This is a genomic window from uncultured Desulfosarcina sp. (genome assembly GCF_963664155.2).
Lineage (GTDB): Bacteria > Desulfobacterota > Desulfobacteria > Desulfobacterales > Desulfosarcinaceae > Desulfosarcina.
On sequence record NZ_CAXXXH010000002.1, the window covers coordinates 517,422 to 543,091 of the forward strand.

Below are 25,670 nucleotides of genomic sequence, written 5' to 3' on the forward strand. Positions count from 1 at the left end.
TTGAACCCTCCCCGCGACAAGCCGCGGGGAATGTTCCGCCTGTAACGGCGGTGCTGCGCAGCAACGTAAGGATGAAAATCGATTTATAGTTCGCTTGCTGACCCCGCCGCAAGCGGCGAGGAATGCGCTCGCTATCGCGGTTCAAAAACGCGGCCATTCCATCGTAAATTCGTCGGATAGTCAAGCAGACAGTACAAAACAGTTGACAGGACCCAAGCCGATTCATAGTTTCAATCATTCTATTCGGATCAACCCTGTTCTCACAGAAAGGCAGAAAGCGAACCATGAAAGTGATTGAATACAGCCAAGAACCGGCAGTCCGTTTTGAAAATGATAGTATCAAAGGCGTTTCCGGCCGGGTGGTCATCGGCAAGGCCGATGGCGCCCCCAACTTCTGCATGCGCGTGTTCGACCTGGAAAGCGGCGGCTTTACCCCTAAGCATCGGCATGACTGGGAACATGAGATTTTTTTTCATACCGGTCAAGGTGAGGTGTGGCAAAACGGTAACTGGGTACCGGTCAAAGCCGGCAGCGTGGCCTTTATTCCCGGCAACGAAGAGCACCAGATCAGAAATTCCGGGGACAACCGGCTGACCTTTGTCTGCCTGATACCATCCGGAGCACCGGAGCTTTAGCATGGCCGAAACGTACAGGAATCCGCTGCCCACTGTCGACATCATCATCGAAGTCAAAGGCGGAATAGTATTGATCGAACGCAAAAATCCACCCCATGGGTGGGCCATCCCCGGCGGATTTGTGGATTACGGCGAATCCGTTGAAGCCTGCGCCGTCAGAGAGGCCCGGGAGGAGACCGGCCTGAACGTTCGCCTCAAGGATCTGCTTTACGTGTATTCCCGGCCGGACCGGGATCCGCGGCACCATACCCTCACTACGGTATTCATTGCCACGGCCGACGGAACGCCCGTCGCCGCAGATGATGTCCAATCAGCCGGTGTTTTTTCCGCCCAGACCCTGCCCCTTCCGCTGGCGTTTGATCATGCAGACATCTTGGCGGATTATTTTAAATGTCAGGATGGTGTCGATCGGAAGACCGTTTTTCAACACTACTTCTGACCTGACGGGTTTTTAGCGGGAACCCTATTCGCACATGGCCAACTGATCTGCCGAATCCGCGGTATGGATCATGACATATCGTCGATCATCCATCGGAAACCGACCTTTCAACTCCCTGGGCAACCTGCTTGCCGAGAAGAATATTCATCTGCCCGAAGTCTGCCTGCCTGAAGCGCCGGTTCGCCGGATGACGCCACACGAAGAGAGACGCCTGTTTCGACAAGCCATGGCCGATGTGATTCCGCTATCCGGCAGACGAAGGATTGCACCGGTTCTGCCGAGGCGGCGTTACGGTGAACCGGTGCCGGAAGATCCGGATGCCGAGGCTTTACAACAGCTCAAGAAACTGGTGGAGACCGGTGACGGGTTCGTCCTCAGACACACCGCTGAATATATTGAGGGTTCGGCAGGATGGATTCCTCCTGAGATGTTCCGACGGCTTCACCGCGGTTATTTTTCAATCCAGGACCATGTGGATCTTCACGGGTTGAGCCTCACGGCGGCAAAAACGCATGTCGACCGATTCCTGGAACAGGCCATCGCCTCGGGCAAGCGGGCCGTGCTGGTGGTTCATGGCCGGGGGAGATGCTCACCGGGGCTTCCAGTGCTCAAGAGGAATCTGTTCCGCTGGCTGATCAGCGGGCGTTGGAAACGCTGGGTGATTGCATTCACCAGCGCCAGAGCCTGTGACGGGGGGACCGGGGCCACCTATGTGCTGCTGAGACGAAGACCGAAGCAGTGATCATCCGCAAACGGCATTTTTAAATGGAGCCAAACGATGCATGCCACCGATGTAATGACCACCCGATTCATGACCTTGAAACCCGGCAACACGATTACCGAGGCGGTCAACCGCTTCCAGGCCGCCAGTCGGGAGCAGGGGAAAAATGTTTTTGGATTGATGGTCACCGATGACACGGATCGGTTGGTGGGAATGCTCTCCATGTACGATATATTGCTGTTTGTACAACCGCGCCATGCCGACATCTGGCCGGAACTGGAAGATGAGGAACAGGCCAACGCGTTCGAAGCGCTGTTGGGACGGGTGAAATCCATCCGGGTCGGCGATCTGATGACCACCGACGTGGTGACCATCACGCCGCAAACCCATCTGCTGGCCATTGTGGATATCATGATCAAACGCCATATCCGGCGGCTGCCCGTGGTACGTGATCAGGAGGTGGTGGGCATCGTATACATATCCGATCTTTTCTACCACCTGCTGCAGCAATACCTGGGATAGGGAAGGAGAGGCAACCATGCCTGTAGCCAGAACGAGAAGCGTGCTGAGCGGGATGCGGGTCAAGGAGGCCATGCGGCGCCAGATAATTTCACTTGACGGGACGGCCTCCATCTGGACCGGAATCGGCCGGTTGATCAAATATAAGGCGGACGCATTGCTGGTGATGGATGCGGAGGGAAAGCCTGCGGGAATTGTTTCGAAGACGGATATGGCCGCTGCCTACTACGCCGGAATGCCCTCAGAAACGCCTTTGGAAGCTGTTATGGCAGGGCCTCTGCACACCTGCTTTATCGACGACGGGCTGGAACATGCGCTGGACAGGATGAGCAGCAACGGCATTCACCAACTTTTCGTGGTGGGGGCGGATGCCGGCCGGTTTGAGGGCATGTTGAACTACGGGGACATCCTTGGCTTGGTGTTTCAGATCTGTCGCAACTGCCGGAAAAACAGGTTGCGGCAATCCGCAGCCGGGGTTGGTGACCATCATTCAAGCGAATCTACGATATCCGAGGTGATGACATCGGCGGTGCTCACCTGCAAGGTTACCGATGATCTCTATGAGGTTATGGATTCCCTGTCGGCATGCCGGATGAGTGCGATTTTGGTCACCGGTGAAAGTGGCCGCCCCGCCGGCGTCATCTCAAAGACCAACCTGATCGTGGCCTGGCACCGGGGGGTCTCACCCGATGCCGAGGCCGCTGCGGTGATGAGTAAACCGGTGATCTCCTGCGACCGGAACGAAACCATCAACCAGGCCCTTGCCCGAATGCTCCTGGGTGACATGGGGCGTATTTTCGTTCACGCCGGCGACCCTGGAACGATTGTCGGCGTGCTGTCCCTCTCTGATGCTGCCAACCACCGATCCGGCACCTGCCGTGCCTGCGTCTCCAGCAGGATGGTCAACTGAAAGAGTGGCAATCCATTTTACGTGATCCGTTATCCACAGAAGACATTTTTTACGATTGCCCTGAGTTCGGGATGAAAAACGCTTGACACACGATGCCGAAACCCATACATAGTTGTATATACTAGTCATAAAAACGTATAAATTACAAATAGATATAAAATTGATGATGCCGATTGGATTCCTCCGTAATGAGATCTTTGATGCCACCCCCTGATTTCCCTGAAACGGTCGACTCCCTGTGGCTGGACGCCCATTTGGCCACCCTGGCCGGTGGGACCCCGTATGGCATCATTGAAAATGGCGCCATGGCCGTTGACGGGGGCCGCATTGCCTGGATAGGGCCGCGTGACCGTCTTCCAAAGGATGTCGAGACCAAAGCCCGGTCAGTACACCGCCTTGAAAATTTTTTGATCACACCGGGCCTGATCGATTGCCATACCCATTTGGTCTACGCCGGCAACCGTGCCAGAGAATTTGAAATGCGGTTGAACGGGGCCACCTATGAACAGATCGCCCGGGCCGGCGGTGGCATCATCAGCACGGTTACGGCGGTGAGAACGGCCACGGAAACGGCACTCTTTCGTCAGTCCGCCGGCCGACTCACGGCCATGCAGGCCGAAGGGGTGACCGCTGTGGAAATCAAGTCCGGCTATGGCCTGGACACCCCCAGCGAGTTGAAGATGCTTCGGGTGGCCAGACGGTTGGGGCAGGAATTCCCGGCCACCGTAATGTCGACATTTCTGGGTGCTCACGCCCTGCCGCCGGAATATGCGGGACGATCGGATGCTTACATCGATCTGGTGGTGGATGAGATGATCCCTGCCGTTGCTGCCGACGGCCTGGCAACGGCGGTGGATGCTTTCTGCGAACGGATTGCTTTCACACCGGCCCAGATCGAACGGGTTTTCACTGCCGCCAGACGGTACGGATTGGCGATCAAATTACACGCCGAACAGCTCAGCGACAGCAAAGGGGCGGTTCTGGCAGCTCGTTTTGGTGCCCTGAGTGCCGATCATCTGGAGCACCTGAAGGCGGACGGTGCGGCGGCGATGGCCCAAGCCGGCACCGTGGCGGTGCTGCTGCCCGGCGCCTATTATTTCCTCAAGGAGACCTGCAGGCCGCCGGTGGATCTACTGCGTCGGGAAGGGGTGCCTATGGCCTTGTCGACCGACTGCAATCCCGGTACGAGTCCGACCACATCGCCGTTGCTCATGATGAATATGGCCTGCGTCAATTTCGGGCTCACCCCGGCCGAATCACTGGCCGGGTTTACCGTTCATGCTGCCAGGGCGCTGGGCATGCAGGCTCGCTGGGGTACTCTCGAGGTCGGCAAACAAGCCGATTTTGCGGTGTGGGACATCGCAGAACCGGCCGAGCTGTCCTACCGCATGGGAGGCAATCTTTGCCGCATGACCGTTAAGGGAGGAGAACCGGTTAACACTGGTGCTGCCGGTATTATGTCGGTCTGAGCGGAATATTGATTAACGCGACATTGATTGAATGGAGGAGAACAGATGAAAAGTAAAATTGCAGTCTGGGCGCTGGCATGTTGTCTCTTGGCATGGCTGATCGGTCCGGCGATGGCCGCCGATACCATCAAGATCGGGTTCCATGCCCCACTGACCGGATTTGCCGCCAGTGACGGTAAATCCGCCACCGAGGGCGCAAAACTGGCTGTCAGTCAGATCAACGCAGCCGGGGGCGTTTTGGGTAAAAAGCTGGAACTGGTGGTCTATGACGACGAGGCCAAACCGGCCCAGGCCATTCCCATCGCCAACAAACTCATCGGCCAGGATAAGGTCGCTGTGGGCATTTCCGGCTCTTACTCCGGTGCCACTCGGTCGGCAGCCGGCATTTTTCAGGAATCCAAGATTCCCTATATCAGCGCTTACGGCATCCATCCAGACATCACCCGGGCCGGCGAATACGTTTTCCGCACCAGTTTTCTGGGGCATGTTCAAGGCAAGGCCGGTGCCAAGCTGATTGGCGAGATGATGGGCAAAAAAAAGGTGGTCATGATCACCCTTCAGAACGATTTCGGTCAATCCCTGGCCGCCGGTTTTGAGGAGATGGCTCCCACCTACGGCATCGACATCGTGGGATCCTACCAATACTCCATCAAGGACCGCCAGTTCGGGGCCATCGTGGCCAAAGTCAAGGCTGACAATCCCGAAGCCATCTACGCCAGCGGCTACTACTTTACGGCCGGCCCCCTAGTCAACCAGTTGCGGGCGGCTGGCGTCACTTGTCCCATTATCGGCCAGGAGGGCTACGATAGCCAGAAATTCATCGAGATTGCCGGTCCGGCCGCTGAAGGGGTCATCATCACCACCAGCCTGGACCGCGACTCCCAGGTGCCGGAAACCGCCGATTTCATCAGGGCGTTTGAAGCCCAGGCCGGTTTCAAGGCCGACATGGTGGCTGCCAGCGGGCATACGGCCGTGATGGTGGCGGCCGATGCGATCCGGCGTGCCGGCAGTACCGATCCCGGGAAGGTGCTTGCCGCGATGAAAACCACCGACCTGAAGGTCTCCACCGGGACCATCCGGTTCAATGCCTTGGGTGAGGTCATGAAAGCGGTGCAGGTCCAGGTGGTCAAGGACGGCAATTGGCATCACTACGCAGTGATAGACGATCCCGAACTACTGGCACCGCCTGAGAAATAGGGGTTTTTCATCGGTGTTCATCCGCAAAAACCGAGGCATTTTCTGTCGACTATCTTGTGAACACGTTGAAGATCCGGCCCTTTTGCCATGCTCTATGTTGAACTGCTCATTCAAGGTCTGATTTACGGCTGTATGTACGCCATGATCGCCGTGGGCCTGACTCTGGTTTACGGACTCCTGCGCATCCTTCACGTGGCCCATGCCGGTCTTTTTGCGCTGGGCGGCTATTTGGGACTGCTGCTGACCAACGCCACCGGCAGCCTGTTGCTCGCCATGCCCCTGGCTGCCGGTCTGGTTGGGCTGCTGGGCATGGTAGTCTACCGGCTCTGCTATCAACCTATCCTGGACCGTCCCCCCTACGTGGCCCTGATTGCCTCCATCGGTCTTTTCATTGCCATGGAGGAACTCTTTCGCCTGATTTTCGGCCCCTACGGACTGACTTACACCCACGCGCCGCTGCAGCAGCTGTTCCGGTTCTCCGGTGTTACCCTGCGGGCCGTGGACCTGGCCATTGTGGTCGGCAGTGTGTCCATTCTGGGAATGCTGGCGTGGCTGGCCCAAAACACCCGCATCGGCATCGCCTGGCGGGCCACGGTGGACGATCCCCAGATGGCGGGAAGCTTCGGCATCAGTGTGCTGAAGGTGCGCTACCTGAACTTTTTTATCGGCAGCGCCCTGGCCGGGGTGGGCGGCATCTTCATTTCACTGCTGTCCAACCTGGTGGAACCCACCATGGGCGGTGTACCCAGCTACAAGGCCCTGGCCATTATCGTTCTCGGCGGCCTGGGCAATGTGGGCGGAACGCTGATCGCCTCCCTGGTGCTGGGGGTGGTGGAGGCCTACGGAACCATCTTCATCGGCGATTACCTGGACCGGGACGCCATCGCCTTCGGCTTTCTGATCCTAGTGCTGATGATCCGGCCCCAGGGGTTGTTTGCACGGAGTTAGCATGCTCATTTACGAACTTTCACTGGCCACCGTTGTCTGCATCAACATCATCCAGGCCATCGGGCTTAACCTGATCACCGGCTACTGCGGGCAGATCAGTCTGGGGCATGCGGCTTTTTACGGCATCGGTGCCTACACGACGGCCCTGATGGCCAAGGCCGGGTTTCCGGGGCCGCTCAACCTTCTGGCTGCCATGCTGCTCAGCGGTGCGGTGGGAGCCATGGTTGGGCTGACAAGCCTGCGGGTGCGTGAAGACTTTCTGGCCATCACCACCATGGGGGTCGGCTTCCTGTTTCTAGGCATCGTTCGGCAGCAGGAGCGCTTTCTGGGCGGAGAACTGGGGATCAGTTCCATTCCCTCCTTCGGTTTGGGCAAGCTGGGCTTTTTCATGTTGACGCTGACCTTGATGATACTTACTGCCGCCTTCAGCCTGTACCTGAAAAAAACCTGGATGGGATTCGCCTTCGAAGCGGTGGCCGACGACGAAGACACGGCGCGGGTCCTTTCCGTTAACGTGTCGGCCTACAAGCTGGTTGCCTTCGCTTTAGGAACCGCAATGGCTGGACTGGCAGGCGGTCTCTACTGCTATTTCGCGCGTTTTATCGTACCCGATGACTTCGGGTTCATCACTTCCATCAGCGTCCTGTCCATGGTGGCTGTGGGCGGCATCGGCAGCGTTTACGGCGTCATCCTAGGTACTGTGCTGTTGACCCTGATGCCCGATTTTTTCCGTTTTATCAGCGATTACAAGCTTTTTGTTTACGGTGCCCTGCTTTTTACAGTCATGCGCTTTGCTCCGGAAGGGCTGGCCGGACTGCCGGCCTTGGTATTGGCCAAAAGCGCCCGGACCGGAGGCGCTCCATGAACGTGCTGTTGGACGTGGTGGATGTGACCGTAACCTTCGGTGGTGTGAATGCACTGCAGGGTGTCTCCTTCCAGGTTCGGGACGGAGAACTGCTCAGCTTGATCGGTCCCAACGGTGCCGGCAAGACCACCCTGCTGAAGGCCATTATCGGTGTGGTCACCCCCCAAAATGCCAAGATTCGGCTGAGTGGACAGGATATCAGCCGGATGCCTACCCACCGGCGGGCCCAGCTGGGGCTGGCCCTCACCCACCAGATCGTACGACCCTTCAAATCCATGACCCTTCTTGACAACGTCTCCCTGGCTGCCGGCCACCAGAGGACCCGAAGTGTTTTCAGGTCCATGGTTGCCGTTAACCGCGACATCGAGCACCAAAAGGCTGCGGTATTGCTGCATTTGGTGGGAATTGGTGACCATGCCGGCCAACGCGTGACCGGCCAGCCCCTGGGTGTTCTCAAACGGCTGGAAGTCGCCCGGGCGTTGGCGCTGGAACCCCGTCTGCTGCTGCTTGACGAACCCCTGGCCGGCTTGAACCACATTGAAGCGGAACGCCTTGCCGATACCCTTGTGCAAATCAACGCCAAAGGAATGACCGTGGTGATGATCGAACACAATCTGGGGGAGGTACTGCGGATCAGCCAGCGCCTGGTGGTGCTGGACAATGGTCGCAAGATCGCCGATGGGGTGCCCGATCAGGTGATGCGCCTGGACGAGGTGAGGGCCGCTTACGTGGGCAGGGAGAAACAGTATGCTGCGTCTTGATGGATTCAGCTGCGGGTATGGTCCCATGCGGGCCGTTGATCAATTGCAGCTTCAGGTGGCCTCCGGGAGCGTCACCGCACTGCTGGGTGCCAACGGATCCGGCAAGAGTTCAACCATCATGTGCATTGCCGGCCATGTGGAGATGCACGGCGGATCGATTCTGTATGAAGAGGCGGATATCTCTGCGCTTTCTCCCATGGCCCGGGTGGCGGCCGGGATCGGCCTGGTGCCCGAAGGCCGGCGTCTTTTCTCGAGCCTCACCGTTCGCGAAAATCTGGTCGTGGGCGGGTATTGCCGTCCCGGGGAAGCGACGGCACCCACCATTGAAAAGGTGTTGGCGACCTTTCCCCGACTGGGTGAACGGTTGCATCAGCGGGCCGGGTCTCTTTCCGGTGGCGAGCAGCAGATGCTGGCCATCGGTCGGGCCCTCATGAGTCAGCCCAAGCTGCTGCTCGTCGATGAGTTGAGCCTGGGGCTGATGCCGAAGATGATTGACGCCTGCTATGGGGCCATTGACGATCTGAAAACAAAGGGCATGGCGATCCTGCTGGTGGAGCAATCGACCCAGCGGGCGTTGGAGGTGGCCGACACAGTCACCGTATTGGAAAGCGGCCTTCAGGTCTGGACCGGTACCGCCCGCCAAGCCCGCCGCTCCACCGACATGATTGATGCCTGTCTTGGGTTGAAACATAAAAGTAATTGAAAAGGAAAATGGACATGACCATTCAAGCGCAGGTAAAATGGATCGATGAACTGCAATTTGTGGCGCGGGCGGGCAGCGGGCCGGCGGTGGTGATGGATACGTCGGACAGTGGCGGTGGCGCCGGCCCCATGGAACTCATTCTCATGGGCACGGCCGGATGCACAGCCATGGACGTAATCACGATTCTGAAGAAAAAACGCATGAAAGTGACCGGATTCAAAGTCAATATTTTTGGAGAGCGTGCCGAGGAATACCCTAAGCGCTATACCGACATCAATATCGAGTATGTGGTTAATGGATCGGATCTTAAACCCAAAGGCGTCAAACAGGCCATCGACCTGTCGGAGAAAAAATACTGCGGGGCCATGGCCTCCCTCAACGCCCGGATCACCCACTCATTTAGGATTGAATCATCCTAATCGATAGATGCAGTAAGCGCCGGTGAATGCAAAAGCCGGTTGAGACCTTTTGGTTGATGATGTATGAACACGTTTTCCCCGGATTCATCAATTGGAAAAAACGGAGACAAAATGATTACCTTGCTGGATTATGGTGCGGGAAACGTGCGCAGTGTGATTAACGCCATCGAAAAGATCGGCGAACGAGTCTCGATTGCCGCAACCGGACGGGATATCCTTGACGCCGAAAAGTTGCTCTTTCCCGGAGTAGGCAGCTTCGGAAGCATGATGAGTATCCTGCGGCAAAAGCAGTTCGTAGAACCGCTGTTGGCTTATCTAAGCTCCGGGCGGCCGTTTTTCGGGATCTGCCTGGGAATGCAGGCCCTTTTTGAGGGCAGTGATGAAGCACCGGAGGAGAAGGGGTTGTGCATCCTGAAGGGCCGGGTGAAAAGGTTCGAGATCGATCTGGCCGTTCCTCACATCGGATGGAACGGCATCAGCGTCAAGCAGCCCACCGACCTGTTTTACGGGCTGGAAGGCGACGAGAAGTTCTATTTTGTGCACTCCTACCACGTGGTGGCCGACGATCCGGAGGTGGTACTTACCACCACCGATTACGGGTACCCGTTTGTCAGTGCGGTCCAGAAGGGAAGCATCCAGGGCACCCAGTTTCATCCGGAAAAAAGTGGTTCTTCCGGGTTGACCCTGCTGGAGAATTTCATCCGCAAGGACCGCCGGACGGTGATCCCCGACAAGTGCCCGTCACAGACCCGGTTGGCCAAGCGCATCATCGCCTGCCTGGATGTGCGTGCCAACGACCGGGGCGATCTGGTGGTGACCAAGGGCGACCAGTACGATGTGAGAGAAGCGGGCAGTGTGCGCAACTTGGGCAAACCGGTTGATCTGGCCAGCCGCTATTTTCAGGAAGGGGCCGATGAGGTGACTTTCCTAAACATCACCGGGTTCCGGGATTTTCCCCTGGAAGATATGCCTATGATCCAGGTGCTCAAGGAAACATCCCGGAACGTGTTTGTGCCGTTGACCATTGGTGGGGGTATCCGGGATTTTACCGACAAAAACGGCCGCACCTACACGGCCCTGCAAGTGGCCGCCGAGTACTTCCGCTCCGGGGCGGATAAGGTTTCCATCGGCAGCGACGCGGTTTATATCGTCGAGGCATACCTGAAAACCGGCCGGAAGACCGGCCAGAGTGCCATCGAGCAGATCTCATACGTATACGGCAACCAGGCCGTGGTGATTTCCATCGATCCCCGCCGCGTTTACGTGGATTCACCGGATCAGACGACGCATGCCACCATCGAAACGGCCATCCCCGGACCAAAAGGAGAGCGGTACTGCTGGTTCCAATGCACCGTGAAAGGCGGAAGGGAAGGGCGGGATGTGGACGCGGTGACCCTGGCTCAGGCCTGCGAACAATTAGGGGCAGGGGAGATTCTGCTTAACTGCATCGACCGTGACGGTACCAACATGGGCTTTGACGTAGAATTGATCAACGCCGTCAAACAGGCAGTCCGCATCCCGGTGATTGCCTCCAGCGGCGCCGGTTGCGAAGCCCATTTTGCAGAGGTGTTCGAAAAAACCGATGCCGAATCGGCCCTGGCAGCCGGTATCTTTCATCGGCGCGAAGTGCCCATTTCCGCCGTCAAGGCCTATCTCAAAGGCAAGGTGGAGATTCGATGGTAGCCGGGTGTTGAAAACCTTCATGCAGGTTTGACATAGCCAGCAAAATTCGGTGAAAAAGAGCGATCTATGGTTTAACCATGAACATATAGTTATTTCATCCCTATATAGCACCCCTCGTAATCCAGCGTACAAAGGGGTGTTTTTTTTCCATTGAAAACGGCATTGACTACCTCGCCGACAAACAGGGTGTGGTTGCCCGGAACCAGGGTTGTCTGAATACGGCACTCCATGCTGCCGATGCAGTCAGATAGAACAGGGCATCCGGTTATACCGTCGCGCCAGGATAGGGAAGCAAATTTCGAATTGTGGTCCGGGCTTTTGAATCAGGCCAACAGATCCTTCTGCTCCCTGGCGAGGATATGCAGCGCAAAATAACCGCTTTTCTCCAACAGATGGTGGGAGTAGCGTTTGGGATGAACGGCCACCAGGATCAGCGGCGGGTCGGAGGATATTCAAGCAGAATCAGATAAAGGGTGGCCGCAAGGTAGCCTAAAAGCGTTCCCCAGCCGATTCCCAAACCTGAATAGGATGAGGCAACGACAATGGTGTAAATCAGCAGTGAGCCCAGGCCGCGGGGAACATTTTTGATGATTGTCCTGACATGATCCGGTTGATAAGTGAACTGGATAATGGCCAGCAGCGGCAGCATGGTGATGGGAAAAGCGGAAAAAAGACCAGCCCAGCGTGGGCCGACCACCTGGGCGGCAGAGGTGATGGCCAGGATAATCAGAGCGGCGAATGCGGCTCGGAGAAAGGTCACGCGAAAACGCAGACGGATTTTTTGAAGGATTTTAACGTTGGGAATTCTGCGGAAGCCTCTGGCCGCCAGGACCATGCTTGTGATGGCGATCAACAGTGCACTCACCCAATTGATGGGCATGAATGACAGCATCCAGGCTACCAGTCCGTAAGCGGCGATGCCCGGCAGAATGGAAGCTGCCAGCGATGGCAACCGGCGGCGGCCTTCCGCAAACCGAATTCCCAGCAGATATCCCCCCACAAAGGCTACCGTGGCAGCCAACCCGGCGGCGGTAAAGAGCGCACTGCGGGCGGCGAATCCGGGTCCGTTTTCCAACCCGATGAAATACAGGCTGATGGCGGCGCCCAATGGATAGCCTGAAACAATCCCGGCGATCCGCGGATTGGCCCGTTCGGCAATCAGGCTGAGCAGGACAACCACCAGGATCGAAACCACAACTTTAATTACCGTGAAAAGGCCGACACTTATCATACCCGAGACCTTTACGGTGAATACAGGCCGGCCTTGATCGGCAGGTAGAGGGAAAGAACCGGCAGCAGCGAGAGAACGATCAGGACAACGACATCCATGAGGACATAGGGGATGGCTTCCTTGGCCACGGCGTCCACGTCACTGTTGATCAGGTTGGCGGCGGTAAACAGATTGACGCCCACCGGCGGAGTGGCCTGACCGACCGCCAGGGCCGAAATAAAAATCACACCGTACCAGACCGGATCGATCCCGAAGGCGTTGAGTACCGGAATGAGAATCGGCATCAGCAGATAGGAGATGCTGATGGCATCCAGAACCATGCCCAGCGCGAGCAGCAGCAAATCGATCAGAATGATCATCACGACGGCATTGGGTGAAATCCCCACGATCAGTTCAGCGGCCCGATCGATCACCCCGATGACCGAGGCGGTCCAGGTGAAGATCCCGGCGAAGACCACGATGAACATGATTACCGAACTGGTAACTGCTGCATCCACCAGCATATCGACCATATCTCGCCAATGGATGGAGCGGTAGATGAAAACGGCCACGAACAGGCTGTAGAAAACGGCCACAACGGCGGCTTCGGTGGGCGTAAAAATGCCCGAATAGATCCCGCCGAGAATAACCACCGGCGCCAGCAGCGCCCAGATGGATTTTCTGAATGCCTCCCAGAGTTCGACGGCATTGCCCCGGCGGGCGATTCCCCGGTAGCCCCTCTTTCTGGAAATCCAATATGCCACAAGGACCGTACCTGCACCGGTCAGCAATCCGGGGATGATGCCGGCTACGAACAAAGCGCTTACGGATACGCTGGTGATATTCCCGTAGATAATAAAAGCGATGCTTGGAGGCAGAATGATCGACAGGTCGGCCGCATTGGCAATGGTCGCACCGGCAAAACTTTTTTTATAGCCGTGCTTGATCATGGGGGCCAGCAGGATCATGCCCACGGCGGCGGTCGTCGCCGGTCCGGAGCCGGACAGCGACCCCCAGAAGATACAGGTCATGACCGCCACCATGGCCAGTCCGCCGGTACTTTTCCCCACCAGCAGTTCGAAAAAGCGGGCGATGGTTGCCGCCAGGCCGGCCCGGTCGAGGATGACACCGGCCAGCACGAAAAAAGGGATCGCCAGGAGAGGAAAGGAGGCGATACCCGAGGCGAAATTTACGCCGAGCATCTCAATGCCAAGGTCGAACTGATATACGGTCACCACGCCTGCCACGCCCAAGGCGGTGCCGATGGGAACCCCCAGGACCATCAGGACCAGGAAAACCGAACTGATGAGGAGAATCTCCATCAGCGGGCTTCCCCATCGAGCGAGGCCAGACGGGTCAGCGTGCCGCGATAGATGCCCCTGAACACAAATATTGAAAAAAACGGCACTCCTGCATAGTACAGCCACACCGGGATGCCCAGCGCCGCACTGGTGGCGTGAAACAGGGTCAACTCATCGTAGATCGCCTGAATCATATAGCCGCAGACCAGAATGAAGAGCCCGGCACCCAGCAGGGCGCTGAAAACCACCAGCTTTTTTCTCAATTTCAAGGGGAACAGGTTGAAAAACGTCACCATGCCCAACTGTGCCCCACGTTCGAAGGCGATGCCCGTGCCGACCACTGTCATCCACACGAACAGGTTGATTGTGATTTCCTCGGTCGCGCCGATGGAAAAGTTGATGAAGTAGCGGCTCAGGACATTGACGAAGGCAATCAGGGCCATCGACATGAGCAAGACCGCTGCGATCCAATAGTCCACGCGAATCGGTTTTGTGGATCTCAAAAGTGCTCCTCCGCCATGCGTCGCAATGTTCCGTTTTTGCTTGGGGCGGCTACAGGGACCGCCCCGTTGAGGTTATCTGGCCATGTCGGCTCTGGCTTTGTCCACTAAATCCACTCCGATTTCCTTGGTCCATTTTTCAAGAACGGGGGCTGTGGCATCGGCAAAGGCCTTTACCTGTTCGGATTTCAGAAAGGTGACGGTCATGCCTTTGGATTCCATGAATTTGACAGGATCAGGAACCTCCATAGTGTAATTGAACTCGTTTTTGAGAACGTTGATGGATTTGTCGCCGTCCAGACCGGCGCGGCAAAGCGCGATTTCAAATCGACCGGATGCTTGGGCAGCATCCTGGATTGCCTTTTGGATGTCGGCCGGGAAGGCTTTCCACTGCTTCTGATTCCAGTAGATGACCAAGGGGTCCACCAGGTAGTTCCACATGGTAGCATAGCTATGGTACTGGTGGATCTGTACCGGGATCAGCACGCCCACCGGGTTTTCCTGGCCGTCGACTACGCCCTGTTGAAAAGCAGTCTGGGCGTCGCCCCAGTTCATGTTGACAGGGTCTGCCCCGAGCTGGCGGAAGGTGTCCATAAACAGCGGGTTTCCGACGACCCGGATGCGCAGCCCCTTGAGATCTTCAGGTTTTTCGATGGGCCGCTTGCTGTTGGTAACCTGCCGGAACCCGTTTTCCGCCCAGGCCAGAGGTGTGAGGCCCACTTTTTCCATGGCCACAAAAACCGCATGACCGGACTGGCCGGCCTTCATCTTATCCAGGTTCTCGAACGTGTTGATAAAAAAGGGCAGGTGGAAAATATTGGCTTCCGGAATGACCGGCGAAATATTGATGGTCGACTCATAGGCGCAGTCGATGACCCCTTTGGCTACCATCTGGGCGGATTTAAGCTGAGCACCCTTTAACAAGGCACTGCCGAAATAAGGTTTAACATTGACCTGTCCATTGGTTTTTTCCCTGACCAGATCGGCGAATTTGGTTGCACCGATGCCCCAGTAAAATGATGGGCCGACGTTTACCTGCAGTTTATATTCCTTCTTGAAGTCCGCGGCCATTCCGGACGGTACGATGACAATGGCCACCATCATTATCGCGACTGAAAATACAAATCCAATAAACATGCACCTTTTGATTGTCGACATCTTTTCCTCCTTTGCGTGTGGGGCCGATCGGCCGGATGCATTCTCCATACAGTTGCATTGTACCGGCTTCGGCAGATGATCGGTCGTCCGAATAACCCATCCGTCCTGTTGCCGCATGGAACCGGAAGGTTATACTTCACAACCGGGTAGGGTCCGTCAAGACGATTTAAGCTAAACCGGGAATCAAAACAGCCGAATCTTTCCGGGTGTCGGGATTGAGGCGCTTATTTGGTCGTGTCTCCTGATATTCTCATCGAGGTCCTGACGAATTTTTTTATAGTTGATGATGATTATCGCCCCTGTTTTTTTAATTTCATCGAGGGCCTGAACGGAAAGGTAATTTTTAAAATTAATTGCAGCCACATTCTCTCCACGGTCAGCGGGAGACTTGAGCAGGATGAAATCGTGGGGTTCGCTGCAGATGGATTTGACGATTTCATTGGCATGCCGTTTGGTCAATCCGATGGAGTTGAGTTGATAGAACAGTGACATCCAAGATATTTCCTGACGGGAAAAGACAGTTCGGACGGTTTTGCCCCATTTCACTTTGGAACCGGCCGGCAGGTAGCCCTGTTTCATGTCGTTGTTGATGACGCTCCGTTTAACCTTCAGAATATCGGCTGCTTCAAAAGAGCCGAATACCTCCTGCCCAGGCAAGAGCCGATTGTAAAATGCCTTCTGTTTAACCATTGAAATATCCCGGTACGGTGAAGGTGATTATAGTAATATAAACTATAACTGTAGTTAAACATGCAATAAATGACCGAGTCAAGATATAAATGATTTAATTCCAACAATATGTGAATCCACTCGCCTGGCAACCATTTCAGGCGAGCTCCACGAATTGGAGGCCCAATGAATGCCATCTATTCAGGATCTGCCTGCCCTATCGATATTCCCTGTGGCACCTAAGTACTCATATTTATAAATACAATATCATTCGATCACCGATGCAGCCCGACTCGCCGTGTTGCTCGGCGCCTCAATAGTGCTGCTATTGTCGCTTTTCCCGCCTTGCGATTCGGACGCCTCGGCAATCATGGGAGGTAACCGTATTTACGAACAGGGGCGCTTAGGTTATCTTGCTTTCATTTGCGGTATCGGTTAGGGTGATCCCGGAAATCAATCTGAGGCAATTCTCACGAAAAAACACTGAAAGGGATTGGATCCATGGCGGGAATCTCATTGCTGGAAAAATTCAAACAGGCGGCTGGAGTCATCTGCAAGCAAGGCCTGATTCAATTTCCGGTTGCCGACACGGCTGTCACCATTATCCAGCGTGTCGTGGGTAACAGTGAAGACGAACTGGACCTGATCTATGCTTTCCGTGAAAAGCCTTCCCAGACATTGGACCAACTGGTCGCCTCGAGCGGATTCTCAGAAGAAAAAATCATGCGGCTGACCGCCAGTCTGGCAAAAAAGGGGCTTATTTTCAACCAACACAGCTCCAATGGGATAATGGTCTATCGGCTCCTGCCACTGATGATGGTCGGTCTGATGGAGTATAAATTCATGGGTGAACTGACCGGCAGCGAAGCGGAAAAGGAACTCGCCCGGCTGTTCGAACAACTGCTTGCAGAGCTTCGGGATCAGACCCAGGGCCATTACGATATGCTTGCGCCCCTCTTTGCAGCGGCTCCAGCCGTGGATCGGACCGTGCCGGCCGGAAAAACTGCCGATGGAAAGGCGATCCGGGTCATTCCGGTTGAAAAACCGTTGAATTCTTCAGAGGAGTTCGTTCTCCCGAGCCAGACGGTCGAAGCGATCATTAACAAGTTTGATGATATCGCTGTCGGGCACTGCTTCTGCCGTCAGCGGAGGAAGTTGCTGGGAGACACATGCAAAACGAATGCGCCGGTGTTGAACTGCTTTTCCTTTGGCAAATCGGCGCGCCATACCAGCGCCCAAGGATTTGCCAAAAAAGTTACCCGCGAGGAAGCCTTGAAAATTCTGAAAGAAGCGGAGCAGGCCGGGTTGATCCACAAGGCCTTTCACCCGGGGTCTCGGGAATCCAACCCGGAGACCAGCATCTGCAATTGCTGCAAGGATTGTTGCGATACCCTGAGAATCTGGCGGGACGGAACGCTGCCGATGATCAATTCCACCTATCATCTCTCCGTGATTGATATCGACGCATGCACGGGGTGTGGCACCTGTCTGGATTGGTGCCCTACCGATGCCATCGTCCTGAACGAGGACGGGGTGGCGAATAGAGATGAAAACGCCTGCCTTGGTTGCGGGGTTTGCGCCCGATTCTGTCCGGAATCGGCAATTTCGCTCAAAGCGGGTTTGAGAAAGGTCTTTATCCTGCCTCCCCGCTTGCGCAGTGCTTAACAGCGAAAAAGTGCCGCAGATTGTGATTGGAACATTGAAAACGACGAACAGGGCAACCCTTAAGGAATCTTGCGATACCCGACATCATCGTAATACTTCATTTTTGCCGGCGGGCTGTATCCATTTGTTTCAATCGCCTGGGCTAAGGCGTCCTCATTGTCGGTGGGTTCCGGACCGATAGTGGTCACGTTCCGTAATTCATTGGCTTCCGGTTTCGTTGCGCCAACCAGTTTATACTCGTCCAACGGTTTGAGAGACAGGCCCGCCGGAGCTTTCGGTACATGCAATTGGTAGGGTTCACCAATGATGGTCATGTCCGATTCATTGCCATCTTTATCCACCGCCGTTACGGCGAACATAACCGGACCCTCTGACAGGGTAACATCATCGGGAAGTTCGATCTCCGTAACGTTTCCGACCTTGATGTATTTGGAATCGTAGCTTACATCCATAGTCTTTGACCAATAAAGCTTATATCCGATCACATGGTCGGAATCTGAAGCCCCCCAGGACAGCTTGCACTTTCGAATCTTTGCCATTTTGCCTCCCGCTGCATCAGTTTGTTGTAATACCCAGCGCTGGTAGGATGAAATATAAACGTGGGGATTTCATCCGGTCCCCGTAGAGACAATCGAGATGTAGTATGCCGGTATTACCTTGTCAACCATGTACCGTATCCAAAGTCATTCGGTTGATAACCGGCCTATTGTTCCTGCGAGGCGATATGTGTATGGGGTTGGTTCGAAAAGGCTGGTGGGGATTTTTCAAGGTCTAAAGTTTGTTTTGGCGAATGGTCGGGGACTCAATTGTACAAAAAAGGCATCCTCTCAATTTTGAAAGGATGCCCTTTTCATTTAAAACATTAACTTAAATTACAGTGACATTCGTAGCTGAAGGGCCTTTTGGACCTTGCTCGATATCAAATGATACTCGGTCGCCGTCATTGAGGGATTTAAAACCGGTAGCATTGATTGCAGAATGATGAACAAATACATCTGCTCCGTCTTCCTGCTCAATGAAACCAAAACCCTTTGAGTCATTAAACCACTTAACTATTCCATTAGTCATGATAACATCCTCCTTTCTTAAAATTTTCAACGTCGCAGACTGGAGGGTGCCACTTTTACAAATGGAATTTTCCTACAGAAAGAAACTATCCCACAAACCACATGGGACTTAATTGATTGGACGTATAGTAATCCTAATTAAAAACAAATCAAGCTAATTATTTATTTTTTTTAAAAATAATGGAGATTATGGAATTTGATGTGAAAAAAGAAAAGCATGAAAACATAAACGTCCCTATTACACCCGGGAATGACCGATGCGTGTGATAATGACTACATATTGTGTGCCAGGCCAATTGCAGGCCGGTCGATGGTCGGACGGGTTCGAGCGGGGGAAGATATTGCAGCGCCTCGGGTCGTTACCAACGCGCGGTGGATTCTATTCCCATTTTGATTCCCAGGGCCTATATGCCTTCCAGTACCGGCTGGCAGCGTTTTTTTTGAAGGGAATCAGCGCACCGGTAAGATCGATCTTGTTCTCCGGCATGAGGGTGATTTCCCCGGCTAAAGGCAGGTTGACGGTGCGCGCCATGGAGAATCCTGCATGAGGCATTCGGTCCTATTGGATTTGTCAATCAGATCAATTCTCATTTATTTCACGAATTAGCCTCCGGCCTGGGAGAAGTAGAAGTTCACGCCGTCTTTGAAGCCGCCCTCGAAGCCGCCGAGGTCGATATCAGGTTCCTTGAGCTTGTCGTACATGCCCTGGGAGAAGTAGAAGTTCACGCCGTCTTTGAAGCCGCCCTCGAAGCCGCCGAGGTCGATATCAGGTTCCTTGAGCTTGTCGTACATGCCCTTGATCGCGCGGCCCCTGTCGATGACGCTTGAGCCCGGTGTAGCTGCCCTCCAGGTCGGAACCGCCCACGCCGCGCTTGACCTCGAAGTCGCCCACCTTGACCGAGCCGGAGAACCGATCGGCCAGTCCCAGGGTGAACTTCTTGGCCTCGGTCATGATCTGCTTGTAGTCGTCCAGGATCAGGGAGAATGCGCTTACCGACCAGATGGACGAGCTGACGCCCACCAGGCCGCCCGTGACGTAGTCCAGGCCGTCCTTCCACAGGTCGCTGAAGACCCGCTCGACCATGGCTCCACGCTCGCCGGTGTCCAGGACAGCGATGGTTTCGTAGGTGTTCGGGTTGACCTCCAGCCAAGCCCAGCGCTGAACCCCGTTGATCACGGCGGGATGCGACGGAAAGAGCACCGTTGCCGGGTTGTCCGTGAGCAGTTCCAGGACGTGCTCCGGCATGGCCGCCTTGAGCCGGTCTGCCATGCGATAGCGGGCGTCTGCGGTCAGCCACAGGAATTCCGTGTCCGCGGCAAAGTAAGACAGCATCTCGAAGAAGCCCATGGAGCCGGGCAGGATGCCCGCCTCCAGCTTGGAGGCGAAGATGCCGCTTGCGATGTTGAACCCGTGCCGCGCTTGGTCCGTGGCCCCGGAGGACGGGTGGATCTGGTTCGCCGTCTGCCGCAGGTCGATGGCGGTGCTTACCGGGCCGTCCTTGGCGGCTCGGCTGACCGTGACCACGATGCAGCGCGGTTTGGTCGTCCGTCCGACCACCAGGTTCATGGTCCTGGCCAGGTCTGATTCGTATTCGCTCTGGGCGCAGACGAATTTGTACAGCGCGTTGCGCGCATACCACTTCAAGGCCGAGAGGTTGTCCGGCGCATCTTCGCCCCTGTGGACGGTCTGCATGGCCTTGTCCAGCCGCCTGACCGCGTCCAGGCGCATGTCCGGCAGGTTCAGGCCTAGGGTGTGGAACCGGTCCACGATGGATTCCCCTTCCTGCAACCATCGCTCGAAGGTCAGCTCGCCGAAGCCCAAGTCGATCTGGATGCGTTCGCCCACGATCTCGTATTCGCCGGTGTCCAGGGTCTCGCTGCCGATGGTCCGTTTGTCGTTGCCGTCGAATATCGCTTTGACCACGGGTCCGGCTTTCTGGCCGACAACGGTGTAGCCGATGTCCACGGCTCCGCGCGATAACTCGGGCAGGGTCGGGTTTGCGGTCAGCAGGAAGAAGGGTTCCACGCCCGAGGTATCGGTGTCGCCGGACAAGGCGTCGGAAAGTTCGCGGCTTGACTTGCTCTGCCCGCCTTTTTTTGCCTTGACGAGGAGGTTGACGGTCACGGTGGCGGTCATCTCTGCCGGGGAGACATCGTTGGAGAGGACCTTTTCGACTATCCCGCCCAGTTTGGTCATGGGTTCGAGGAACGGGGCTACGAGCACGTGCCGGTTGCCCTTGCCGTCGTGGTAGAGCAGGGCGGGGAGCGAACTCATGGTGGCCTCGGACAGCCCGGCCATGGTGGACAGCCGTGCCAGTCCCTTGTCCGTGACCGCCACGGTCACGCGCCGGGTGGTGATGCCTTGGCGGGCCAGCACGATCTCGGCCATGCGGGCCAGGTCGCCTTCGCTGCACCAGTTCTGGGTGAGCACGGCCTGGGGCGCGAACAGGTGTTGCCAGCCCATGCCGACGGTGGGTAGGTAACGGACCGTCGCCAGCCGCTTTTTGAGCGTGGCGAGGTCCTTGATGGCCGCAAAGTCCTTGAGACCGGGGCCGGTTGCCTCGGGTACGGGCACGCTGCGGGCGGGCGGCGTCTTGCCGTTGCCGTCCAGAACTTTAGGCCGGTAATGGCCGGGCCGCTTGAAGTCCCGGGCCTCGCGCTGCCGCCTGATTTTGGCCACGGCCGCGTTCAGTTCGGCCAGGTAGCTGGAATTGTAGTCGTATTCCACGTCCACCCGGCGGATTAACAGCCGCTCGTGCTTGTATTTGTTGGTATCCAGGGGATGCGCCAGAGAGGGGAAGAGACTCGAGGACAGTTGCCAGTCGTCGGGGTCGGTGTCGCCATAGGGCAGCTTGAACACGATGAGGCCGCGCAGGCTGGTACCGTCAGGGACCACGGTGGCGTCCGTGATGCCAAAGACCAGGTCGTCGGTGGTCGAATCGGGCGGCATGGTCCCCACGGGGATCAGGGCGTTGCCCGTGGCGAACCCGGCCAGCCCCTTGGTCTTCCCGAAATCCGGCATGGCCGCTTCGACCTGCGTCCCATCGGGTTCCTTGTACCCTTTCTTTTTCAGGATGAACGCGTCGGACATGGCCGTGGATTGGCCGTCCTTGGCGTCGAAGATCGTGATGTCGGCGACGTACATTTCCTCGTCGTCGCCGTAGCGCTCCAACGCGTTGACCACGAGGTTGATGCCGTTACCCCGCATGGAGTCGCCCGGTTCGATCACCGCTGGGGCCTTGGCCGCCCTCTCATCCAGGGGAATGACTACCCCGCAGCCCCTGACATCCACTACCAACTCGCCGATCCCGGCCTCCTTTGCCGCCTGTTTCGGCACCCTGAAGGCGAGCCGGATGCGGTTGTTGGACCCGGGTGAGAGCATGGTCGGGGCCAGGAATCCCAGTGGTAGCAGCCCGGTAACGTTGTGCAGCCGCACTCCCAGGGCGCCTTCCTTCGTGTTCAGGCGGAGCGAGAACCGCTCGGTCGGGTTGAGGTCGAGCAGGGCCTGGACATTGGACACGAAGTCCGCCTCCACGATGCGGAAGACGGCGCCGTCGCCAGCTTCATGCGTGCCGATCTTCCTGACATCCTTCACCTCGCGGATGGCGAGGGAGAAGGCGTCGGAGAGCTTAGCCGGTGGCTTGGCGGGCAGGGTGCTGGCGCGGTCGATCCCGGCGGCCATGGTACCGACCAGGGGGATGTCCGCGTGCCCGTAGTTGGTGTCATAATAGTGCAGGGACATCTGCTTCATGATCCCCTCCGGGACCAGGAAGACCAGGGCTCCGGCCACGGGTTTGCCGGGCGGGATGGCCACGGCGTCCTCGCCCGGCATGATCAGCGGGGCCTCGGTCAGCCAAGTGGCCGGGGACAAGGGTGTCATGGTTTGGTTGTTCCAGCGCAGGAAGAGGTGCCGCTTGAGGTCCGGGATAACATAGGTGGGGACCATCAGCACTTCCTTTCCCGTGGTGGCGGCGTCATTGCCCACCCAGGAGGCGGGATGGTTGCTTCCGTCGGGATAGACGAGCACCCTTTGCTCGGACAGGATATTCTTCATCTCCATGGTCAGGACCAGGTAACGGAAGCCGGTGGGCGGGTTCAGACCGCGCAGCCGGTGCATGAAGAACGCCTCGCCCACGGTGAAGGACGCGGCCTTGTTGCCTCCGGTGACACCCATGGGAATGCGTTTGCCGATCTTGGCGTCGCGGATGGGGACCGAGTCGCCTGTGACCATGGCGGCCACCATGGGGTCGTACCGCTCCCTAAGCTCGGTCAGGGAGTGGGAGATGGCCGCCGGGATGGCCACGGAATTGTCGGTCGGGCGCACGGGCATGACCGCTTGGGCGGCGCTGGCAAAGCTCAGGTTGCGGCCCGACTTCTCGCGGTGCTTGAGGGTCACCTCCACCAGGGACTTCACGTCTTTTTGCGCAATTGACGGCTTTTTGATGTCCTGGATCATCGTCTGGAAGGCCTTGGCCAGTTCGGCCGGATCTTCGGTCAGGATGGAGTTGCCTCCCGAAAGCTCGGCCGCGTGTTTGAATGGAGCGGGATTCAGGGCCCCGATGCCCACCCAAAGGCAATAGATGCCTTCGTCCTTGAGCTTGGCGAGGGTGGTGTCGAACCGGAGCTTGTCCTCGCCGTCCACCTCCAGGGCCGCGTCGGTGATGAACAGCATGTAGCGTTTGTTTGAGGGGATGGCGGCCTGAATCTGGATCGCGGCATCGACGGCGCCCGAGATGTCCGTGCCGCCGTCCGGGTCGAGGTCGGTGAGCGCGGCCAGCACTTCGCCCATGTTGGCGGTCGTCACCTGCTCGATGGCATTTTCGTCGCGGAAGCTGACGGCCTGGGCCAGCACGTTGTCCGGCAGGGCCGTGAAGAAATCGTGCAGGATGGTCTTGACCTTGTCGATGCGGTAGCCGCAGCCGTCCATGTCGGGCGTGGTGTTCATGGACCCGCTGATATCCACCATGCAGGTGACCACGGGTACGTCCGAGGGCCGCCCCTTTGCCGGGCGGGCATACCGGGCGGTGAAGGTGTTGCTCAGGTTCGACTGGATGACCGCGAATGCCTTCTCCAGGGCGGTGGGATCGCTGGCCGCGTAGTAACGCCCCCCCGAAAGTGAGGCGATGCGGTCCAGGGTGTTGACGTCGTGGTCGGGTCCGAAGCCGATGGTGAAGACCGGAATCTTCGCGCCGCCCACTGCCTTGAGGACGTCCTCCTTGGTCGCCTGGCTGCCTGGGCCGGAGTCGTCGTAGTTGGCGTCGAAGCCGTCCGTGAACAGGAGCAGGGTGGGCCGCTTGGCCTCTGTCAGCATGCCCAGTCCGAGAAGTACGGAGTCGTTGAGACAGGTTGCGCCGTTGGCCTTGATCCCGGCCAGTCCCTTGAGGGCTTCGGCCTTGGTGGTGCCGGGAATTTTCTTTGGCTGGGTGTCGAAGTCCACTACCCGGACCCTGGCGGTGTCGGGAAGGGCCTCGATGAATTTTATGGTGGCGGCCAACGCGTTCTGCATCTGCCCCTTCATGGACCCGGAGGAGTCCACCAGCAGGACGATGTCCAGCGGGATGGTTGTTCGCCGGACCGAGATTACCGTTCCCCGGTTGCCGCCCTCCTTGATCTCCAGGGAATCGGGTGTGGGAACAATGGATTTGGTCTCCGAGCCCTGGAGCGAGAAGATCACTTCGGCCTCGCCGTCCTTGGGGGTGATGGCGTTGATCTTGATGCCCGAGCCGCTTTCGTCGCCGAACACGGTCGTCATGGCCAAGGGCCAGTCCAACACGGTTTCCCAGCCGGCGTGCACGGGCACGAATTGAGCCCTGACCGCGGTCGCCTTGTCCTGGCTGACGGGCATGACCTCCACCTGCCACAGTCCGGCGGGCAGCATGAAGTAGGAGTCGCCCTCGGGGGTGACGTCCCCGGTCTCGAATCCTGCACCGGCCGGGAATTCCGGGTGCTCGATGTAGATCACGCCGAACCGGTTGTCCGTTTTGATCCTGGCCAGGCCGTAGGGAACGTTCTTGATGCGCAGCGCCCCGAGCTTTTCTCCCATTTCCACCTTGGGGATGGGGAAGGGATGTTCGATCAGTTCCACACCAATGTCCGTGGCGGGCGTGCCGGGATTGGTGTAGAGCGTGTAGTAGCAGGTGCCCGCCTCCTGGGGAATGGCGTCAATGGAAAATCGGGTGGCCCGGCCGCCGTCCATGAACCATTTGCCGTTGATGGTCCGCTTGTAGGCCCCGGTCTGCATGATCTGCTCCGCGCTTAGGGATACCTCCCCCTGGGGTACGGTCACGGACAGGCTGCGATATTTGCCGCCGGGATTGTCCGCGAAGAACCTAACCTCGTTGCGGCCGCCTTCGCCCAGGGAAAAGGTCACGGGCTTGCCGGGGTCGATGCGGAGAGTCTTGACCACGGTGAGGCGCATGCCGTCTTCCAGCACCGCATTGCACCACCAGACCTCGCCGTTGCCCATATCCTTTCTTAGCAGTGCTGTTTCAGCGTCCCAGCGTAAAAACTCGGCACCGATGGATTCGCCATAAACCTTTAGCTGCCGGCGAATTTCCTCCTGGTCGCCGCCGGCATCCTGGTTCATGTACCAGATGTCTCCCTTGAGTTCCTTTGTCCGCATGTCTTCGCCTTCTGGGATGTGCACCTCAAGCACGGTATTTTTGGATAGTTCCGAGGTGGTGTACGCAGAAATGTCGCCCAGTGGATTGATTGCCGGGGCAGGCACATCCTGCGGATATCCGAAAGAAGAGAATATAAGGTACGATAAGAATGCGAAAAGTGCGATGCGATGCTGCATGAGAATTCCTCGGTGCAAGAGTGAGAGCGTAT

General features: G+C 57.1%; 24 protein-coding genes and 1 pseudogene. 14 read left to right on the forward strand and 11 right to left on the reverse strand.

The annotated features are described in order from the left end of the window. Nucleotides 1-284: 284 nt before the first annotated feature. The 13 genes from ACHZBS_RS26540 (at nt 285) to hisF (ending at nt 11,269) form a co-directional block, all read left to right on the forward strand. Complete coding sequence (locus tag ACHZBS_RS26540; RefSeq protein ID WP_319409543.1) at nt 285-635, forward strand: cupin domain-containing protein; 351 nt, start codon at nt 285-287, stop codon at nt 633-635. 1 nt (nt 636) lies between these two features. Continuing rightward, nucleotides 637-1,074: an NUDIX hydrolase gene (locus ACHZBS_RS26545; RefSeq protein ID WP_319409544.1), complete on the forward strand. Its 438-nt coding sequence runs from the start codon at nt 637-639 to the stop codon at nt 1,072-1,074. 70 nt (nt 1,075-1,144) lie between these two features. Beyond that, nucleotides 1,145-1,816, forward strand: a complete 672-nt coding sequence (locus ACHZBS_RS26550; RefSeq protein ID WP_319409545.1) for a Smr/MutS family protein — start codon at nt 1,145-1,147, stop codon at nt 1,814-1,816. A gap of 36 nt (nt 1,817-1,852) precedes the next feature. After that, complete coding sequence (locus ACHZBS_RS26555; RefSeq protein ID WP_319409546.1) at nt 1,853-2,317, forward strand: CBS domain-containing protein; 465 nt, start codon at nt 1,853-1,855, stop codon at nt 2,315-2,317. Between the two features lie 16 nt (nt 2,318-2,333). Then, nucleotides 2,334-3,224, forward strand: coding sequence for a CBS domain-containing protein (locus tag ACHZBS_RS26560; RefSeq protein WP_319409547.1), 891 nt, complete (start codon nt 2,334-2,336; stop codon nt 3,222-3,224). A gap of 200 nt (nt 3,225-3,424) precedes the next feature. Then, nucleotides 3,425-4,693 carry an imidazolonepropionase gene (gene hutI, locus ACHZBS_RS26565; RefSeq protein ID WP_319409548.1) on the forward strand — a complete coding sequence of 423 codons (1,269 nt, stop codon included), beginning with the start codon at nt 3,425-3,427 and terminating at the stop codon, nt 4,691-4,693. A gap of 45 nt (nt 4,694-4,738) precedes the next feature. Continuing rightward, complete coding sequence (locus ACHZBS_RS26570) at nt 4,739-5,890, forward strand: ABC transporter substrate-binding protein (RefSeq protein WP_319409549.1); 1,152 nt, start codon at nt 4,739-4,741, stop codon at nt 5,888-5,890. Nucleotides 5,891-5,977: 87 nt separating this feature from the next. Continuing rightward, entirely contained in the window at nt 5,978-6,838 is an 861-nt protein-coding gene (locus ACHZBS_RS26575) for a branched-chain amino acid ABC transporter permease (protein WP_319409550.1), read from the forward strand. A gap of 1 nt (nt 6,839) precedes the next feature. Continuing rightward, nucleotides 6,840-7,703 (forward strand): branched-chain amino acid ABC transporter permease, encoded by an 864-nt coding sequence (locus ACHZBS_RS26580; protein WP_319409551.1) that lies wholly within the window; start codon nt 6,840-6,842, stop codon nt 7,701-7,703. Continuing rightward, on the forward strand, nt 7,700-8,464 hold the full coding sequence (locus ACHZBS_RS26585) for an ATP-binding cassette domain-containing protein (protein WP_319409552.1): 765 nt from the start codon (nt 7,700-7,702) through the stop codon (nt 8,462-8,464). Before ACHZBS_RS26580 ends, ACHZBS_RS26585 begins: the two co-directional genes overlap by 4 nt. After that, a complete protein-coding gene (locus ACHZBS_RS26590; protein ID WP_319409553.1) occupies nt 8,451-9,167 on the forward strand; it encodes an ABC transporter ATP-binding protein in 717 nt (238 codons plus the stop codon). The genes ACHZBS_RS26585 and ACHZBS_RS26590 overlap by 14 nt, the downstream gene beginning before the upstream one ends. Before the next feature lie 14 nt (nt 9,168-9,181). After that, nucleotides 9,182-9,586: an OsmC family protein gene (locus ACHZBS_RS26595; protein ID WP_319409554.1), complete on the forward strand. Its 405-nt coding sequence runs from the start codon at nt 9,182-9,184 to the stop codon at nt 9,584-9,586. 111 nt (nt 9,587-9,697) lie between these two features. Further along, on the forward strand, nt 9,698-11,269 hold the full coding sequence (hisF, locus tag ACHZBS_RS26600) for an imidazole glycerol phosphate synthase subunit HisF (protein WP_319409555.1): 1,572 nt from the start codon (nt 9,698-9,700) through the stop codon (nt 11,267-11,269). Nucleotides 11,270-11,358: 89 nt separating this feature from the next. Here the strand turns inward: hisF and ACHZBS_RS26605 are convergent. From ACHZBS_RS26605 to ACHZBS_RS26630, 6 genes and pseudogenes are all read right to left on the reverse strand, one after another. Further along, nucleotides 11,359-11,694, reverse strand: a pseudogene (locus ACHZBS_RS26605) (flavin reductase family protein). A gap of 5 nt (nt 11,695-11,699) precedes the next feature. Further along, nucleotides 11,700-12,500: a hypothetical protein gene (locus tag ACHZBS_RS26610; protein WP_319409556.1), complete on the reverse strand. Its 801-nt coding sequence runs from the start codon at nt 12,498-12,500 to the stop codon at nt 11,700-11,702. An 11-nt stretch (nt 12,501-12,511) separates the two neighbouring features. Next, the gene (locus ACHZBS_RS26615) at nt 12,512-13,801 is read right to left on the reverse strand and encodes a TRAP transporter large permease (RefSeq protein WP_319409557.1); all 1,290 of its coding nucleotides are present in this window, start codon (nt 13,799-13,801) and stop codon (nt 12,512-12,514) included. Continuing rightward, nucleotides 13,801-14,283, reverse strand: coding sequence for a TRAP transporter small permease subunit (locus ACHZBS_RS26620; RefSeq protein WP_319409558.1), 483 nt, complete (start codon nt 14,281-14,283; stop codon nt 13,801-13,803). Before ACHZBS_RS26620 ends, ACHZBS_RS26615 begins: the two co-directional genes overlap by 1 nt. A gap of 72 nt (nt 14,284-14,355) precedes the next feature. Then, nucleotides 14,356-15,438 (reverse strand): DctP family TRAP transporter solute-binding subunit, encoded by a 1,083-nt coding sequence (locus ACHZBS_RS26625; RefSeq protein WP_319409559.1) that lies wholly within the window; start codon nt 15,436-15,438, stop codon nt 14,356-14,358. A gap of 183 nt (nt 15,439-15,621) precedes the next feature. Continuing rightward, complete coding sequence (locus ACHZBS_RS26630) at nt 15,622-16,128, reverse strand: hypothetical protein (RefSeq protein WP_319409560.1); 507 nt, start codon at nt 16,126-16,128, stop codon at nt 15,622-15,624. A 480-nt stretch (nt 16,129-16,608) separates the two neighbouring features. Between ACHZBS_RS26630 and ACHZBS_RS26635 the strand changes: the two genes are divergently transcribed. Beyond that, the gene (locus tag ACHZBS_RS26635) at nt 16,609-17,772 is read left to right on the forward strand and encodes a 4Fe-4S binding protein (RefSeq protein ID WP_319409561.1); all 1,164 of its coding nucleotides are present in this window, start codon (nt 16,609-16,611) and stop codon (nt 17,770-17,772) included. 59 nt (nt 17,773-17,831) lie between these two features. Here ACHZBS_RS26635 and ACHZBS_RS26640 read toward each other — a convergent pair whose 3' ends face one another. From ACHZBS_RS26640 to ACHZBS_RS26660, 5 genes are all read right to left on the reverse strand, one after another. Then, nucleotides 17,832-18,311, reverse strand: a complete 480-nt coding sequence (locus ACHZBS_RS26640; protein ID WP_319409562.1) for a hypothetical protein — start codon at nt 18,309-18,311, stop codon at nt 17,832-17,834. 328 nt (nt 18,312-18,639) lie between these two features. Next, nucleotides 18,640-18,840, reverse strand: a complete 201-nt coding sequence (locus ACHZBS_RS26645) for a cold-shock protein (protein ID WP_319409563.1) — start codon at nt 18,838-18,840, stop codon at nt 18,640-18,642. A 378-nt stretch (nt 18,841-19,218) separates the two neighbouring features. Next, entirely contained in the window at nt 19,219-19,371 is a 153-nt protein-coding gene (locus tag ACHZBS_RS26650; RefSeq protein ID WP_319409564.1) for a hypothetical protein, read from the reverse strand. A gap of 71 nt (nt 19,372-19,442) precedes the next feature. Continuing rightward, nucleotides 19,443-19,631 (reverse strand): hypothetical protein, encoded by a 189-nt coding sequence (locus ACHZBS_RS26655; RefSeq protein ID WP_319409565.1) that lies wholly within the window; start codon nt 19,629-19,631, stop codon nt 19,443-19,445. Next, nucleotides 19,606-25,656, reverse strand: coding sequence for a VWA domain-containing protein (locus ACHZBS_RS26660; RefSeq protein WP_394708060.1), 6,051 nt, complete (start codon nt 25,654-25,656; stop codon nt 19,606-19,608). The genes ACHZBS_RS26655 and ACHZBS_RS26660 overlap by 26 nt, the downstream gene beginning before the upstream one ends. Between the last annotated feature and the right edge of the window lie 14 nt (nt 25,657-25,670).

Bases quoted from the DNA above. Each gene is read 5' to 3' on its own strand.
- ACHZBS_RS26540 (WP_319409543.1), top strand. From the start codon at position 285: ATGAAAGTGATTGAATACAGCCAAGAACCGGCAGTCCGTTTTGAAAAT.
- ACHZBS_RS26545 (WP_319409544.1), top strand. From the start codon at position 637: ATGGCCGAAACGTACAGGAATCCGCTGCCCACTGTCGACATCATCATC.
- ACHZBS_RS26550 (WP_319409545.1), top strand. From the start codon at position 1,145: ATGACATATCGTCGATCATCCATCGGAAACCGACCTTTCAACTCCCTG.
- ACHZBS_RS26555 (WP_319409546.1), top strand. From the start codon at position 1,853: ATGCATGCCACCGATGTAATGACCACCCGATTCATGACCTTGAAACCC.
- ACHZBS_RS26560 (WP_319409547.1), top strand. From the start codon at position 2,334: ATGCCTGTAGCCAGAACGAGAAGCGTGCTGAGCGGGATGCGGGTCAAG.
- hutI (WP_319409548.1), top strand. From the start codon at position 3,425: ATGCCACCCCCTGATTTCCCTGAAACGGTCGACTCCCTGTGGCTGGAC.
- ACHZBS_RS26570 (WP_319409549.1), top strand. From the start codon at position 4,739: ATGAAAAGTAAAATTGCAGTCTGGGCGCTGGCATGTTGTCTCTTGGCA.
- ACHZBS_RS26575 (WP_319409550.1), top strand. From the start codon at position 5,978: ATGCTCTATGTTGAACTGCTCATTCAAGGTCTGATTTACGGCTGTATG.
- ACHZBS_RS26580 (WP_319409551.1), top strand. From the start codon at position 6,840: ATGCTCATTTACGAACTTTCACTGGCCACCGTTGTCTGCATCAACATC.
- ACHZBS_RS26585 (WP_319409552.1), top strand. From the start codon at position 7,700: ATGAACGTGCTGTTGGACGTGGTGGATGTGACCGTAACCTTCGGTGGT.
- ACHZBS_RS26590 (WP_319409553.1), top strand. From the start codon at position 8,451: ATGCTGCGTCTTGATGGATTCAGCTGCGGGTATGGTCCCATGCGGGCC.
- ACHZBS_RS26595 (WP_319409554.1), top strand. From the start codon at position 9,182: ATGACCATTCAAGCGCAGGTAAAATGGATCGATGAACTGCAATTTGTG.
- hisF (WP_319409555.1), top strand. From the start codon at position 9,698: ATGATTACCTTGCTGGATTATGGTGCGGGAAACGTGCGCAGTGTGATT.
- ACHZBS_RS26610 (WP_319409556.1), bottom strand. From the start codon at position 12,500: ATGATAAGTGTCGGCCTTTTCACGGTAATTAAAGTTGTGGTTTCGATC.
- ACHZBS_RS26615 (WP_319409557.1), bottom strand. From the start codon at position 13,801: ATGGAGATTCTCCTCATCAGTTCGGTTTTCCTGGTCCTGATGGTCCTG.
- ACHZBS_RS26625 (WP_319409559.1), bottom strand. From the start codon at position 15,438: ATGTCGACAATCAAAAGGTGCATGTTTATTGGATTTGTATTTTCAGTC.
- ACHZBS_RS26630 (WP_319409560.1), bottom strand. From the start codon at position 16,128: ATGGTTAAACAGAAGGCATTTTACAATCGGCTCTTGCCTGGGCAGGAG.
- ACHZBS_RS26635 (WP_319409561.1), top strand. From the start codon at position 16,609: ATGGCGGGAATCTCATTGCTGGAAAAATTCAAACAGGCGGCTGGAGTC.
- ACHZBS_RS26640 (WP_319409562.1), bottom strand. From the start codon at position 18,311: ATGGCAAAGATTCGAAAGTGCAAGCTGTCCTGGGGGGCTTCAGATTCC.
- ACHZBS_RS26645 (WP_319409563.1), bottom strand. From the start codon at position 18,840: ATGACTAATGGAATAGTTAAGTGGTTTAATGACTCAAAGGGTTTTGGT.
- ACHZBS_RS26650 (WP_319409564.1), bottom strand. From the start codon at position 19,371: ATGGCGCGCACCGTCAACCTGCCTTTAGCCGGGGAAATCACCCTCATG.
- ACHZBS_RS26655 (WP_319409565.1), bottom strand. From the start codon at position 19,631: ATGTACGACAAGCTCAAGGAACCTGATATCGACCTCGGCGGCTTCGAG.